This is a genomic window from Actinophytocola glycyrrhizae (assembly GCF_042653545.1).
GTDB lineage: Bacteria > Actinomycetota > Actinomycetes > Mycobacteriales > Pseudonocardiaceae > Actinophytocola > Actinophytocola glycyrrhizae.
The window spans coordinates 16,840-30,816 of sequence record NZ_JBHSIS010000004.1 but is presented as its reverse complement, the minus strand read 5'-3'; the positions used below and the strand labels follow the sequence as shown (position 1 = coordinate 30,816).

Below are 13,977 nucleotides of genomic sequence, written 5' to 3'. Positions count from 1 at the left end.
GTTAGGCCATGGGGAGGCAAGCTACCCAGTCACTCACGGTGGGTGAAGGCGGGGCCTGACCTGCAAGATGCACGAAAGCCGGCACCCGACGAGTCGGGTACCGGCTTCCGCGGTGGTTCGAGCTAGCTCACTTGAGCGAGACCTTGGCGCCCGCGCCCTCGAGCTTCTCCTTGGCGGCCTCGGCGGCCTCCTTGGTGACCTTCTCCAGGATCGGCTTCGGCGCGCTCTCGACGAGCTCCTTGGCCTCCTTGAGGCCGAGGCCGGAGACGACCTCGCGCACGACCTTGATGACCTGGATCTTCTTGTCGCCCGCGCCCTCGAGGACGACGTCGAACTCGTCCTGCTCCTCGGGCGCCTCGGCCGCGGCGGCGGCCGGGCCGGCGGCCGCGACGGCGACGGGGGCAGCGGCGGTGACCTCGAAGGTCTCCTCGAACTGCTTCACGAAGTCCGACAGCTCGAGCAGCGTCATCTCCTTGAACGCGTCGAGCAGCTCGTCGGTGCTGAGCTTCGCCATGACGGCATTTCCTTTCTGGTGGTTGTTCAGCTCTCGGCGGGAGCCGCTTGCTCGGCGGACGCCTTCTTCTCCTGCAGTGCCGCGGCCAGGCGGGCGACCTGCGAGGCCGGGGCGTTGAACAGCCCGGCGGCCTTCGAGAGGTTGCCCTTCATGGCACCCGCCAGCTTGGCGAGCAGCACCTCGCGGGAGTCGAGGTCGGCGATCTTGTCGACCTCGTCGACCGTGAGCGGGCGGCCGTCCATGTAGCCGCCCTTGATGACCAGGCCCTTGTTCTCCTTGGCGAAGTCGCGAAGTGCCTTCGCGGCATCCACCGGCTCACCCTGGACGAACGCGATCGCGGTGGGACCGATGAACAGGGCGTCCAGGCCCTTGACGTCGGCGGCCTCCGCGGCGCGCTGCACCAGGGTGTTCTTGGCAACCCGGTAGGTCGTGCCCGTGCCGAGAGCGCGACGCAGGGTGGTCAGCTGGGACACGGTCAAACCGGTGTACTCGGTGACAACGGCAGCCGAGCTGTTGCGGAACCGGTCCGCGATCTCAGCGACGGCCTCAACCTTGTCTGCCTTCGCCATGGTCGCCTCCTCTCATTGGCTGTAGCCACTGATCAGCCTCGGAGACGACGAACGCCCCGGCGCAGAACGGCACGGGGCGCTATACCTGAGCAAACTCAGGACAACCACGTTCCTCCTGCGCGGGCCGCCCGCCTGCTCGCGGGACCTTCGTCTGCCTTGCGGCAGAAACCAGCGGTCTTCGGTAGAACCGCTGATGACACTACACAGGATGTAGTGTCACCAACAAACCGGGTACGACACGGCATGATGGACCCGTGGCCGACAACGAGCACCCGCGTGAGCACGACCCTGCCGCGCCCCCGCCCGCGGTGCGCGAGCCCACCGACATCACCCCCGACCAGGTGCGCCAGTTCCAGGAGTTCCAACGGTTCCAGGAGCTGATGCGCGAACAGGCGGAGAAGGGTCTGCCGCCGGGCAGTCCCCCGCCAGGGCTGCTGCAACCGTGGGGCCCGCCACCGCCGAGGGAAAGCCTCCCGAAGCGACTGCTCAAGAGCGCCGTCAGCAAGATCGTCACCGGCCTCGTGGTGCTCGCCATCCTGGTCCTCGGGGGCTACCTGGCCATCGACTACTTCTTCGGCGAGAACCACGACCAGCTCCCGGCCTCCCAGACCGGCGGCGGCAAGACCAGGGACAACCTGATCCTGGACACGAACCCGTACGAGACCGTCCGGAAGATCTACCACCACATCGCGAACGGCGAGAACGGCGTGCCGGAGCAGGTGTGCCTGCGTTTCCAGGACCGGGGCGAGGAGTTCGCCGAGGACATGGGCTACGCCGACTGCACGGCCGCGGTGCGCGGGCTGGCCGGGGAGGTGACCGACTCCAACGCGTACGCGGAGTCGATGCCCTCCTACACGACCACCGAGGTCCCCGGTGAGCAGATCCGCATCAGCTCGTGCGAGGACAACATCCGCGGCGGCATCCAGGGTGGACCGGCGCTCGGCGTGTTCACCGTGTCGAAGATCGCGGGCTCGAAGGGCGGTCAGTGGATCATCACCGGTCACCAGACCGAGCCCGCCTGCCCGACCGGTTCCGCGGGTCCGACAGGTCCGACCAGTTGAGGTTGGTGAACCGCCCCTGAGGTCTCCTCGTGTACGGAACGGATCCAGTTCGCCCGGTTCCGTTACCGAGGAGGTCGCGAATTGCCAGCCAGACATCGGAGCGCCACCCGGAAGGGCCTGTTCGCCGCCGCTGGGGTCGTCGCGCTCGGCGGTCTTGTCGCGGTGCTGTTGCCGCAGGCCAACGCCGAGCAGGACGCGCAGGACGGCGTTTCCGCCATGGACGCGTTGACGAGCCTGCGGCAGGAACGCATCCCCGGCACCGCGTGGGCGGTCGACCCGCGCACCGACCGGATGATCATCACCGCCGACGCCACCGTCACCGGGGACACCTGGAACGACCTCGAACGCGCGGTCGGCGCGGTCGGCGACGACGAGGCCAGGCTGCGGCGCAGCGACGGGGAGTTCCGGCTGTTCGCCGAGGGCGGTGACGCGATCTTCTCCGGCAACTCGCGTTGCTCGCTCGGCTTCAACGTCGTCACACAGGACGGCAGTCCGGGCTTTCTCACCGCGGGCCACTGCGGTGTCGCCGCCGAGCAGTGGTCGGACGCCGCCGGTGGCGCCCCGGTCGCCACCGTTCAGGAGGCCGTCTTCCCAGGCGATGGCGACTTCGCCCTGCTCACCTACGACGACCCGGACGAGGAGGCGGTCAGCGCGGTCGACGTCGGCGACGGGCAACTGTTCGAGATCACCGGTGTCGCGGACGCGGAGGTCGGGCAGCAGGTGTTCCGCATGGGCAGCACGACCGGGCTGTTCGACGGCCAGGTCGTCGGGCTGGACGCGACCGTGAACTACCCGGAGGGCACGGTCACCGGGTTGATCCAGACCACGGTGTGCGCCGAGCCGGGGGACAGCGGCGGCCCGTTGTTCACCGAGGAGGGCGCCGCGGTCGGCCTCACCTCGGGCGGCAGCGGGAACTGCTCGACGGGAGGTGAGACGTTCTTCCAGCCGGTGACCACGGCACTCGAAGCGGTCGGCGCCGACATCGGCTGACCGGCAGCGGACACGACGAGGGCCGCACCCCGCGCGGGAGTGCGGCCCTCGTCTTCCAGAAAACTACGCGACCGGCTCGTCCTGCAGCAGGTTGCGGGTGCGGGCCGGGTCGACCGGGATGCCGGGGCCCATGGTGGTCGAGAAGGTGACCTTCTTCAGGTAGCGGCCCTTCGCGGCGGACGGCTTCGCGCGCAGCACCTCGTCGAGGGCCGCGGCGTAGTTCTCCACCAGCTTCTCCTGGTCGAAGGAGGCCTTGCCGATCACCATGTGCAGGTTGGCCTGCTTGTCGACGCGGAAGTTGATCTTGCCGCCCTTGATGTCGGCGACCGCCTTCGTCACGTCCGGGGTCACGGTGCCGGTCTTCGGGTTCGGCATGAGGCCACGCGGGCCGAGGATGCGGGCGATGCGACCGACCTTGGCCATCTGGTCGGGGGTCGCGATCGCGGCGTCGAAGTCGAGCCAGCCACCCTGGATACGCTCGATCAGGTCTTCGGCGCCCACCTCGTCCGCACCCGCGGCGACGGCCTCGTTGGCCTTGTCACCCGTCGCGAACACGATCACGCGTGCCGTCTTGCCGGTGCCGTGCGGCAGGTTCACCGTGCCGCGCACCATCTGGTCCGCCTTGCGGGGGTCGACCCCGAGCCGGATGGCGACCTCGACGGTCGCGTCCAGCTTGACCCTGGAGGTCTCCTTCGCGAGCTTCGCGGCCTCGAGCGGCGAGTACAGCCGCTCCCGGTCGATCAGCTCCGCCGCCTGGCGGTAGGCCTTGCTGCGCTTTGCCATTTCTGTTCCTAACAGTCAGTGGTAACGAGCCAGCGCCTGGCTCTCCCACGCGTTCAGAGGAGACTTATTCGACCGTGATACCCATCGAACGGGCCGTGCCCGCGATGATCTTGGCTGCTTGGTCGACGTCGTTGGCGTTGAGGTCCGCCTTCTTCGCCTCGGCGATCTCACGCACCTGGTCCCAGGTCACCTTGGCGACCTTGTTCCGGTGCGGCTCGCCGGAGCCCTTGTCGACGCCCGCGGCCTTGAGCAGCAGCTTCGCCGCCGGCGGGGTCTTGAGCTTGAAGTCGAACGAGCGGTCCTCGTAGACCGAGATCTCCACCGGCACCACGGTGCCGCGCTGTGACTCCGTCGCGGCGTTGTACTGCTTGCAGAAATCCATGATGTTGACGCCGTGCTGACCCAGCGCGGGGCCGACGGGCGGCGCCGGGTTGGCCTGGCCTGCCGTGATCTGCAGCTTGATGATCGCGGACAGCTTCTTCTTCTTGGGTGGCATTTCGTTCCTTGCTTGGATGTCTTCCGGCTGTCCCGGGTCAGATCTTGGAGACCTGGCTGAACGACAGCTCGACCGGCGTCTCCCGACCGAAGATCGACACGAGGACCTTGAGCTTCTGCCCGTCCGCGTTGACCTCGCTGATGGTCGCGGGGAGCGTGGCGAACGGCCCGTCCATGACGGTGACCGACTCGCCGACCTCGAAGTCGACCTCCACGACGGGACCCTTGGCCGGTGCGGCCGCCGTGCCCTTGCCCGTGGTTGCCGGCTTGGCCTCCTCCACCTGCGGAAGGAGGAACTTGAGAACCTCGTCGATGGTCAGCGGCGATGGCTTGGACGTCGCGCCGACGAAGCCCGTCACGCCCGGGGTGTTGCGCACCGCGGACCACGACGGGTCGTTCAGTTCCATCCGCACGAGGATGTAGCCGGGCAGCACCTTGCGCTGGACCTGCTTGCGCTGCCCGTTCTTGATCTCGGTGACCTCTTCGGTCGGCACCTCGACCTGGAAGATGTAGTCCTCCATGTCGAGGGTCTGGATCCGGGTCTCGAGGTTGGTCTTGACCTTGTTCTCGTAGCCGGCGTAGGAGTGCACGACGTACCACTCGCCCGGCGCGCGCCGCAGCGCGTCCCGCATCTCGGCGACCGGGTCGGCCGGCTCGGGCTCACCCACCGCCTCCGCGTCGGCCGCGTCGTCGTCCGCCGCGTCGTCGTCCGCCACCGGCTCGGCCAGAGCGTCGTCCGCCTCGGTGTCCGTGCCGGTGTCGTCGCCGGTGTCGTCCGCGTCGTCGTCGGTGTCGTCCGCCGCCGCCGCGACCTCGTCGTCGACGGCCAGGGCCGCCTCCGCGGCCGCCACGTCCTCCGTGCGCACGTCGCCGTCCTCGGCCAGGCCGGTCAGCTCCTCACTGCCAGCCGCGCCGTTGTCGGAGCTCACTGTTCGGTCCCGCTTCCTTTCATAGATCGCGTACCCCGCCTACTGTGCCGGTGCGCCCGCGAAGGCGCAGCTCAGCCGAACAGCGCGGTCACGCCCTGGGCGAGCGCGAGGTCGAGACCCGCGATCAGCGCCACCATGAAGGCCACGAAAACCAACACGACAGCCGTGTACGTAATCATCTGCTTGCGCGTCGGCCAGATGACCTTGCGCAGCTCCGCGACCACTTCCCGCAGGAAGCGGAAGAGCCTGGCGAACAGGCCGGGGCGTGCGTCCTTGCCCCGGTCCCGCGTCGGCGTGGGCCTGCCCTTGTGCTCGCCCTTCTGGGCGGTCTTGGCGGCCGGCTTCGCGTCGCTGTCGGACTTCGCCTTGGCCTTCGGCTTCGCCTTGTCCTCGGCGCTCTTCGCGCCGGACCGCGCGGCCTTGGTGTCCTCCGCGGAGGACTCCTTCCCCGCGGCAGGGCGAGCGGAAGCACGGCGCTCACGCCGCGCCGCGGCGGTGACCGGTCGAGAAGGGCGCTCCTGTCCCTTGCTCGGCTCCTTGTCCCGGTCGTCAACCACGCCAGTTCCTCCGCTCGGTATTCACGGAACCGGGGAGGTCCTCCCCGGCCTTGCGCCTGACGCAGGGGTGACAGGACTTGAACCTGCAACCTGCGGTTTTGGAGACCGCTGCTCTGCCAATTGAGCTACACCCCTTCGCGTTGCCGATCACTCGGCGCCACGAATTCGGACGCATTCGACCTGCCCCGTGTCGCACGCGGAGCGGGGTCGTCAACTTCCAAGTTCCAGAGTGTACGGCAACCGCGATGTCGGCCCGCAAGCACCCAGTCCGCCTCCCCGAACTTCAACGTGTTGGTTCCGACTCAGCGCCACCGGCGGACCGCAGGCGGTTGGTGGCCGAGTGCCGTCACGTTCCCCTGGGATAACTGCTGATCAGGCTAAGACTCACCACAACGATCCGGTGGCCCGGCTTCCATGGCCGGTGGCTATTCCGTTCGGCCTATCTGGGACGATGCCAGCATGAGCGAGACCACCGTCCCCCCGCGCCGGATCTCTGGCCGTATCGGCGGCATCGCCGAGTCCGCCACGCTCGCGGTGGACGCGAAGGCCAAGGCACTGAAGGCCGCCGGCAGGCCGGTCATCGGCTTCGGCGCCGGTGAGCCGGACTTCCCGACGCCGCCGGAGATCGTCGAGGCCGCCGTCACCGCGGCCAAGGACCCCAGAAACCACCGCTACACGCCCGCGGCCGGCCTGCCCGAGTTGCGCGAGGCCATCGCGGCGAAGACCAGGCGCGACTCCGGCTACGAGGTCGCCGCGAACCAGGTGCTGGTCACCAACGGTGGCAAGCAGGCCGTGTACCAGGCCTTCGCCACGATCGTCGACCCCGGCGACGAGGTGCTGCTGCCCGCGCCGTACTGGACGACCTACCCCGAGGCCATCGGCCTCGCCGGTGGCGTGACCGTGCCGGTCGTCGCGGACGAGACGACCGGCTACCTCGTGACGGTCGAGCAGCTCGAGGCCGCCCGCACCCCGCGCACCAAGCTCCTGTTGTTCTGCTCCCCGTCCAACCCGACCGGTGCCGTGTACCCGCGCGAGCAGGTCGAGGCCATCGGCCGCTGGGCGGTCGAGCACGGCATCTGGGTGATCACGGACGAGATCTACGAGCACCTGACCTACGACGGGGTCACCGCGCCGTCCATGCCGGTGGTAGTGCCAGAGCTGGCCGACACCTGCGTCGTGGTCAACGGCGTCGCCAAGACGTACGCGATGACCGGCTGGCGGGTCGGCTGGATGATCGGCCCCGCCGACGTCACGAAGGCCGCGGGGAACCTGCAGTCGCACCTGTCCTCGAACGTCGCCAACGTCTCGCAGCGGGCCGCGCTCGCCGCGGTTTCCGGGTCGCTGGACGCCGCGCACGCGATGCGCGCCGCCTTCGACCGGCGCCGCCAGGCGATCGTGAAGCTGTTGTCGGAGATCCCCGGCGTCGAGGTGCCGACTCCGCAGGGCGCCTTCTACGTGTACCCCTCGGTCAAGGGGTTGCTGGGCAAGGAGATCCGCGGGGTTCGCGCCGAGTCCAGCGTGGACCTGGCAGCGCTGGTGCTCGAGCACGCCGAGGTGGCCGTCGTGCCCGGCGAGGCGTTCGGGACGCCCGGTTACTTCCGGTTGTCCTACGCGCTCGGGGATGACGACCTCGCCACCGGGATCACCCGGATGGGCGCCCTGCTCGCCGAGGCCAAGTAGCTCGTCAAGGCCGGAGGCCGACCTGAGTGGCGTCTCCCGGGCATCCGAGGAGCCTGGGAGACGCCACTCAGGTCTCATTCCGGCGGGGTCAGGGCCGGCGTTCGGGGTGCCGCTGGGTCACGGCCCGGCATCGGCAGCGGCTCCACGCACGCACGTCCGCCGGCGACGGGAACCGCTGCGGGGACGTCGGCCATGCGTCGAGGCTGTCAGGGGTCGCGCCGCGGAGGGAAGCCGTAATATTTCAGATGGTGAAAGAGGCTCCACGGGAACGGTGACGCGATGCGCGACAGAGGGCCCGAGCCGTCTGATCTCGTCCGGTCGGTGTCCAGGGCCTTCCGGATCCTGGAGGAGGTCGGCGCGAGCGGAGCGCCTCTCACCGTCAAGGCCATCGCCCGCCGCTGTGAGCTCAACCTGTCCACCGCCTACCACCTGGTGCGGACCCTGACCTACGAGAACTACCTGGTCCGCACGCCAGAAGGCGGTTACGCGCTCGGCGTCTCGGTGGCGCGGCGGTTCCGTGACCTGCTGATCTCCTTCGACCAGCCACCCGAGGTGCACGAGGTGATGCGGCACCTGTCGGCGATGACCCGCCGCACCGTGTACCTGGGGCGGTTCGTGTCCGGCCGGATCCTCATCACCGACCTCGTGGAAGGGCCCGAGTCGCCCCACCTGGAGGACCTGGCGGTGGGGATGGACGTCGCGGCGCACGCGACGGTCATCGGCAAGGTGCTGCTCGCCGAACTGCCGAGGGCCCGGCGCGCCGAGTACCTCAACGACCAGGGCATGCGGCGGTTCACGTCGCGGACGGTGGTCGATCCCGACGCACTGGACCACGAGCTGACGTCGCTGGGCGACGGGCCGGTGCTGGAGTCCGGCCAGTTCCGCGACGGGGTCTCGTGCGTGGGTGCGGTCGTGCGGCGGGACAGCGCGACCGCGTCGTGGGCGCTCGTGGCGTCGACCATGGCGGAGGAGGTGCCCCCGGAGGTCGTGTGGCACACGGTGCGGGCCGCGGCGGACCTCACACCCGCGTCCTAGGCAGGCAGGCGGACTACCGCGATGGCCTTGCCGAGCACGGCCTTGCCCTCGAACTTGGCGGTGATGTCGACGCGGGCCGTGCCGTCGTCGCGGACGTCCTTCACCTTGCCGGTCAGCTCGACCAGCGCGCCGTCGTCGTCGTTGGGCACGACCACCGGGCGGACGAACCGGGCGCTGTACTCGAGGACGGCGCTGGGGTCACCGGTCCAGTTGGTGACGAGCCTGCCGGCGAGCGCCATGGTCAGCATGCCGTGCGCGATCACGCCGGGCAGCCCGACCGACTCGGCGACCTTGTCGTTCCAGTGGATCGGGTTGAAGTCGAGCGAGGCGCCCGCGTAGCGGACCAGGTCCGCGCGGCGCACCCGCACCTCGAGCGGCGGCAGCTCGTCGTTCGGTGCGACCGTCATGCGTCCTCCGCCCGGATGACCAGCTGCGCGGTCGCGGTGACGACCCGCTCGCCGTCCTCGGTGTCGATCTCCGCACGCAGGCTGAGGAAGTCGTTGCCCATGCGGGTGTCGATGGCGGCGATGTGCGTGGTCACCGTGAGCCGGTCACCGGCGTGCACGGGCCGTGCGTACTGGAACCCCATGTCACCGTGCACGAGACGGCCGTAGTCGACGCCGAGTTTCGGGTCGTTGACGATGTCCGCCATCGAGTAGTGGCTGAACAGGATGATGGGAAAGGTCGGCGGGGCGATCACGTCCGGGTGCCCCGCGGCGGCCGCGACGGCCGCGTCGCGGTACATCGGGTGGTCGTCACCGACGGACTCGGCGAACTCCCGGATCTTGGCCCTGCCGACCTCGTAGATCTCCGACGTCGGGTACGTGTGCCCGACGAACGACGCATCCAGCGGCACCCTCAGCGGGTTTCCTTGTGCGCGCGGTGCGTGCCGCAGTTCGGGCAGAACTTCTTCATCTCCAAGCGGTCCGGGTCGTTGCGCCGGTTCTTCTTGGTGATGTAGTTGCGGTGCTTGCACTCCTCGCACGCCAGCGTGATCTTCGGGCGAACGTCGCTGCCACCAGCCACCAGAAATCCTCTTCCTCAACTCGTGTCCCCGGACCCGAACCAACGCACCGAGCAGCCGAAGCAGCCGACGAAACGCAACCAGTCCGGGGGCCCGGGGGCTTGCCCCCGGCCGGGGTCTGGGGGCTGGGCCCCCAGGATTATGCGGAGCGATGCAGGCCTGCGCTCTCCGCAGGCACACCTCGCCCAATCGCGTAGCGGTGGCCGGACTTGAACCGGCGACACAGCGATTATGAGCCGCTTGCTCTACCGACTGAGCTACACCGCCTTGACATGCCTGTACCGCGGTGCCCGGAAACGAACACCGCGGCCAGTTCACCGAGCCCCAATACGGAATCGAACCGTAGACCTTCTCCTTACCATGGAGACGCTCTACCGACTGAGCTATTGGGGCGGATCCGGAACGTGATCCGTTCCTGTGGAGCCGTGAGAAGACTACACAACGGCTCGGCGACCGCGAAATCGGGTATCCCCTCACGACAGCAGCGTCAGCACCGTCTCGTCCCGCAAGCCCCTGGCCTGCATGGTTCTGGCCTGAAGCCACGCCTCCAGGCGTTCCTCGGACAGCGGCCGCGAGATCAGGTAGCCCTGCGCGACGTCACAGCCCATCGCGGCCAGCTGGTCGCGCGCCACGTCCTCCTCGACGCCCTCGGCGACCACGGTGAGCCCGAGCGAGTGCCCCAGCTCGACGATCGACCGCACCACGGCGAGGTCGCCGAGATCACTGCCCATGCCGAACACGAAGCTCTTGTCGATCTTCACCTCGTCGACCGGCAGCTGGCGCAGGTACGCGAGCGAGCTGTAGCCGGTGCCGAAGTCGTCGACGGCCAGCACGACGCCGAGGTTGTGCAGTGCGCGCAGCACCGGCAACGCGCGCTGCGGGTCGGCCATCACGCCGGACTCGGTCAGCTCCAGCGTCAGCAGCTCCGGCGGCACCCCGTGCCGTGCCAGTGCCGCGGCCACCCCGTCCGGGAAGTCCAGGTTCGCGAGGCTGCGCACGGACAGGTTGACCGCGACGCCGATCCGCAGGCCGCGGTCCATCCAGCCGCGGACCTTGATCAGTGCCTTGTCCAGCACGAAGTCGGTCAGCGCGTCGACAAGGCCCGCCGCCTCGACGGCTGGCACGAACTCGTCCGGGTGCAGGTCGCCGAACTCCGGGTGCCGCCAGCGGACCAGCGCCTCCACCCCCAGCACCGCCCGGCTGGGCAGTGCGATCTTCGGCTGGTAGTGGATCCTGACCTGGCCGGTCTCCATCGACTGCCGGAACTGCGTGACCAGCTGGAACCGGCGCAGGAACATCTGGCCCATGCTCGGCACGTACGCCCTGGCGTGCTCGCCGCTGGTCTGCGCGGCCCGCAGCGCGACGTCGGCCCGCTTCAGCAGCTCGTCCACGTCGAGTCCGGCTGGTGCCCCGTCCCTGGCGCCCGGCAGGGTTGAGGTCACTGTCGACGTCGAGTCGGAGAACAGCACCCCGTCGGCCATCGTGGCGGAGGAGTAGCCGATGACCACGCCTGCCTCGATCGACAGCCGGTCCACCTGGTACGGCGCGGTCAGGCTCGTGACCAGCCGGTTCGCGACGAGTTGTGCCTGCTCGAAGTCCGAGTCGACGAGCAGTGCCGCGAACGCGCCGCCCTCGAGCCGGGCGAGCGGGGTGTCCTGGCCGAGTGTCTCGCGCAGCCGCCGCGCGGCGGCGATGACGATACGGTCGCTCCACGCGTAGCCGAGCGCGTCGCTGATCGCGGGCTGCACCTCCAGGTCGGCCCGCAGCATCACCGAGCCGGGGTTGGTGGTGAGCAGCTCCGTGGCGACCTGGCGGAAGCCGGGCCGGTTGTACAGGCCGGTCAGCGGGTCGTGGTAGGCGTCGTGGCGCAGGGTGGCCAGCAGCCTTCTGTTGTCGAGCGCGGTCGCGAGGTGGCTCGCGGTCGTGCCGATCATGCGGATGTCGGCCTGGCCGAAACCACGCCAGCGGGACAGCTTGTCGTGCGCCTCGACCACCCCGAGCAGGTGGCTCGCGCTGCGCAGCGGCACGACCAGCGCCTCCTGCGCGTTCCGCTGGACTAGCGCGCCCCGGACCTCGGGCAGTGCGTCGATGCGGCGGAAGTGGCGGACGTGCGAGCCGGGCAGCCGCAGCAACGCGTCGGCGCGGGGACCGGAGGACTCGACCTCGTGCATGTCGGCCGCGAGCTCGTCACCGGCGACGACCGTGTGCATCGGCTGACCGGGGTCGAACCGCAGCCGCAGCACCACGCGGGCGGCGCCGAGCTGGTCCTTGATCCGCTGGGCGATGCCGAGCCAGTCCTCCGAGCTGACCGCGGCCGCGGTCTCCGGCCCGGCGGCAGGCCGGGCCGCGGCCCGCCGCCCCGAGCGGGCGACGATGAGGCTGACCTCGGACAACGCCTCCAGGTCACGTTGTTCGCGCAGCAGCCCGGAGTAGGCGAGGTAGAGGGCCCACAGCCCGCCGAGCATGGCGAGGACCAGCGGCCAGCCGTGGTCGACGCCGGTCGCTACCTCGAACCCGACGACGCCGACGGACGCGTTGACCAGGCCGAGGACCAGCGTGCGGGACACGAGCTTGGTGGCTGCGCCCAGGCGCATCCGCCTGCCGAGGACGTGCACGGCGACCAGCGCGAGCAGGGTGCTGGTGATGGGCGCGGACAGCGCGCCGGCGAAGACGGCGAACCACGCCGGGTCGCCACCGCCGAGCACGTTGCCGACCAGCGTGAACACGGTGAACGCGACGGCGATCTCGAAGATCTCGGCGCCGGTGTTGTAGAGGACGCGGTCCTGGACGCGCCTGACCAGCAGCGTGCCGACCCCCGCGATCAGGTGCGCGGCGAGGACGACCTGGAACGGCGCCACGAACAACCCGATGGCCAGCGGGATCTCGGTGAAGGAGATCGTCCAGGACACGCCGCCCCGGACGTCGATGTTGACCGAGAGCTGTTCGACCACGAGGAACCCGAGCACGAGCAGCAGGCCGGTCCAGATCAGCTCGGCGTCGCCGTCGAAGGGCAGCCACCAGGAGACACCTGCCGCCGCGGCCACTCCCGAGACCAGCACGAGGACCGAGAAAACGCTGAACCGGCGGTCCAGCAGTGGGTAGTCGTCGGTGGTGCGGTCAGTGGCCGCCGGCATGGCGTGGTCCGGCATGCAACCTCCTCGGCCGCCCAGTTGGCGACAACACAGACCAATCCGCCACGCAGTGACGAGACCCCCCGATCGGGCTAGTCACGGTCGAGTAACTGTACCCCCTCCGTGCACGGAATCCGACTGTGCTAAGTGGCCACTGGAGGCGATAAACCGGCTGGTCAGTCCGCAATTCTCGGCGCGCCGACGGACAGCTCCGCCCGCCGTCCGAGGAATCTACCGAGGTCAGCCGCCTCGCCAGATAGTTCACGCGTCAACCGAGCCGTGATCGTTGTGAAAGGTGTCACCTCGATACCGAGAGGACCGGGCGTGGACTTCAGGCTCCAGACACCGTGAATTCGCCCACTCACTGAGACGGCCGGCATGACGAACCCACCACCCGTCTGGATGACTTTGCGGAATGCCGCCGAAACCGGTCGCTCTCGGTAACCAAGCAGGAAGGCGTCGAAGTGCCCGAGCAGCCGAGCTTCGACGGCATCCACGACCGGCCGGTCACGAAGCCAGAAGAGGTCCCCGACGGGCTCGATCAGGTCCCGGACCTCGTCGAACGCCCTGCGTGCGGCCGTGAGCGGCAACCCGGACCAGGCAGCGAGGTCCGCCGGCGAGGCAGGCCCGTACCCGCGGAGGTACCGGAGGGCGAGCAGGCTGTCCTCCCCACCGGCCACCCAGTCGTCGACGAGCACGTAGGTGGGCTCACTGCCCCGCTCGGGCCCCCGGCACACCACCCCTTCGAACGCGGCGAAGGCCAGGAAGTAGGGCGCGGCCTGCCCACGGAGATCGAGGTCGACCCGCTCGACGATCTCCGCCCGGGTCATCGGTTCGCGGAGGAAGGTCGCGAGCTGCCGCACGCCACGCGCACAGTCGTCGTCGGTGAGCCCGAGCCGCCCCCGCCGAGGCCGCTGCCGATCACGGAAGTAGGGCCCGAACACCTTGGTGACCCACCTCAGGTCCGCGGCGGCGACGAGGTGCAGCGTCCCGCGCATGGCCCAGGTCCGCACCACCTCCCCACGCGCGACGGCACCGTCCACGTCCCCCGCGGTGAGCCCGCCGGTCCGCGCCCGCACGGCGAGCCGGGTAGCCCGCACGTCCTGCCCCTGCAACGCGACGACGTTGCGCACCGCGTCCACGACGGACCGGGCCCGGCCGGCGCCGAGCCCGTTGGCGTACGCACGAGCAGCCCAGACGTCCACCCGG

General features: G+C 69.5%; 15 protein-coding genes and 3 tRNA genes. 4 read left to right on the top strand and 14 right to left on the bottom strand.

Features of this window, described 5'->3' with window-relative positions; all coding sequences use genetic code 11:
- Positions 1-127: 127 nt before the first annotated feature.
- Both rplL and rplJ read right to left on the bottom strand, forming a co-directional pair.
- Positions 128-514, bottom strand: coding sequence for a 50S ribosomal protein L7/L12 (rplL, locus tag ACFPCV_RS09885; protein WP_378055787.1), 387 nt, complete (start codon positions 512-514; stop codon positions 128-130).
- Between the two features lie 26 nt (positions 515-540).
- The gene (gene rplJ, locus ACFPCV_RS09880; RefSeq protein ID WP_378055786.1) at positions 541-1,083 is read right to left on the bottom strand and encodes a 50S ribosomal protein L10; all 543 of its coding nucleotides are present in this window, start codon (positions 1,081-1,083) and stop codon (positions 541-543) included.
- A 254-nt stretch (positions 1,084-1,337) separates the two neighbouring features.
- On the opposite strand from rplJ, the gene ACFPCV_RS09875 reads away from it, so the two are divergent.
- Together ACFPCV_RS09875 and ACFPCV_RS09870 are read left to right on the top strand one after the other, a co-directional pair.
- Positions 1,338-2,144 carry a hypothetical protein gene (locus tag ACFPCV_RS09875; protein WP_378055785.1) on the top strand — a complete coding sequence of 269 codons (807 nt, stop codon included), beginning with the start codon at positions 1,338-1,340 and terminating at the stop codon, positions 2,142-2,144.
- 81 nt (positions 2,145-2,225) lie between these two features.
- Positions 2,226-3,134: a S1 family peptidase gene (locus ACFPCV_RS09870; protein ID WP_378055784.1), complete on the top strand. Its 909-nt coding sequence runs from the start codon at positions 2,226-2,228 to the stop codon at positions 3,132-3,134.
- Positions 3,135-3,197: 63 nt separating this feature from the next.
- Here ACFPCV_RS09870 and rplA read toward each other — a convergent pair whose 3' ends face one another.
- The 5 genes from rplA to ACFPCV_RS09845 all read right to left on the bottom strand — a co-directional run bounded on the left by rplA (position 3,198) and on the right by ACFPCV_RS09845 (position 6,033).
- The gene (gene rplA / locus ACFPCV_RS09865) at positions 3,198-3,917 is read right to left on the bottom strand and encodes a 50S ribosomal protein L1 (RefSeq protein ID WP_378055783.1); all 720 of its coding nucleotides are present in this window, start codon (positions 3,915-3,917) and stop codon (positions 3,198-3,200) included.
- 64 nt (positions 3,918-3,981) lie between these two features.
- Entirely contained in the window at positions 3,982-4,413 is a 432-nt protein-coding gene (gene rplK, locus ACFPCV_RS09860; protein ID WP_378055782.1) for a 50S ribosomal protein L11, read from the bottom strand.
- Positions 4,414-4,450: 37 nt separating this feature from the next.
- Complete coding sequence (nusG, locus tag ACFPCV_RS09855; RefSeq protein ID WP_378055781.1) at positions 4,451-5,341, bottom strand: transcription termination/antitermination protein NusG; 891 nt, start codon at positions 5,339-5,341, stop codon at positions 4,451-4,453.
- Between the two features lie 71 nt (positions 5,342-5,412).
- Positions 5,413-5,898 (bottom strand): preprotein translocase subunit SecE, encoded by a 486-nt coding sequence (secE, locus tag ACFPCV_RS09850; protein WP_378055780.1) that lies wholly within the window; start codon positions 5,896-5,898, stop codon positions 5,413-5,415.
- Positions 5,899-5,960: 62 nt separating this feature from the next.
- Positions 5,961-6,033 (bottom strand) — tRNA-Trp (locus ACFPCV_RS09845).
- Positions 6,034-6,357: 324 nt separating this feature from the next.
- On the opposite strand from ACFPCV_RS09845, the gene ACFPCV_RS09840 reads away from it, so the two are divergent.
- Both ACFPCV_RS09840 and ACFPCV_RS09835 read left to right on the top strand, forming a co-directional pair.
- Complete coding sequence (locus ACFPCV_RS09840) at positions 6,358-7,578, top strand: pyridoxal phosphate-dependent aminotransferase (protein ID WP_378055779.1); 1,221 nt, start codon at positions 6,358-6,360, stop codon at positions 7,576-7,578.
- A gap of 279 nt (positions 7,579-7,857) precedes the next feature.
- Entirely contained in the window at positions 7,858-8,613 is a 756-nt protein-coding gene (locus ACFPCV_RS09835) for an IclR family transcriptional regulator (protein ID WP_378055778.1), read from the top strand.
- Here ACFPCV_RS09835 and ACFPCV_RS09830 read toward each other — a convergent pair.
- The 7 genes from ACFPCV_RS09830 to ACFPCV_RS09800 form a co-directional block, all read right to left on the bottom strand.
- Positions 8,610-9,020 carry a MaoC/PaaZ C-terminal domain-containing protein gene (locus tag ACFPCV_RS09830; RefSeq protein WP_378055777.1) on the bottom strand — a complete coding sequence of 137 codons (411 nt, stop codon included), beginning with the start codon at positions 9,018-9,020 and terminating at the stop codon, positions 8,610-8,612. The two genes, ACFPCV_RS09835 and ACFPCV_RS09830, sit on opposite strands and share 4 nt — an antisense overlap.
- Positions 9,017-9,469 (bottom strand): FAS1-like dehydratase domain-containing protein, encoded by a 453-nt coding sequence (locus ACFPCV_RS09825; protein ID WP_378055776.1) that lies wholly within the window; start codon positions 9,467-9,469, stop codon positions 9,017-9,019. The genes ACFPCV_RS09830 and ACFPCV_RS09825 overlap by 4 nt, the downstream gene beginning before the upstream one ends.
- 2 nt (positions 9,470-9,471) lie before the next feature.
- Positions 9,472-9,639 (bottom strand): 50S ribosomal protein L33, encoded by a 168-nt coding sequence (rpmG, locus tag ACFPCV_RS09820; protein ID WP_378055775.1) that lies wholly within the window; start codon positions 9,637-9,639, stop codon positions 9,472-9,474.
- A 192-nt stretch (positions 9,640-9,831) separates the two neighbouring features.
- Positions 9,832-9,904: transfer RNA gene (locus ACFPCV_RS09815), tRNA-Met, on the bottom strand.
- 53 nt (positions 9,905-9,957) lie between these two features.
- Positions 9,958-10,030, bottom strand: a tRNA-Thr gene (locus ACFPCV_RS09810).
- Positions 10,031-10,110: 80 nt separating this feature from the next.
- Positions 10,111-12,786: a putative bifunctional diguanylate cyclase/phosphodiesterase gene (locus tag ACFPCV_RS09805; RefSeq protein WP_378055774.1), complete on the bottom strand. Its 2,676-nt coding sequence runs from the start codon at positions 12,784-12,786 to the stop codon at positions 10,111-10,113.
- Positions 12,787-12,944: 158 nt separating this feature from the next.
- Entirely contained in the window at positions 12,945-13,973 is a 1,029-nt protein-coding gene (locus ACFPCV_RS09800; protein WP_378055773.1) for a winged helix DNA-binding domain-containing protein, read from the bottom strand.
- Positions 13,974-13,977: the final 4 nt, after the last annotated feature.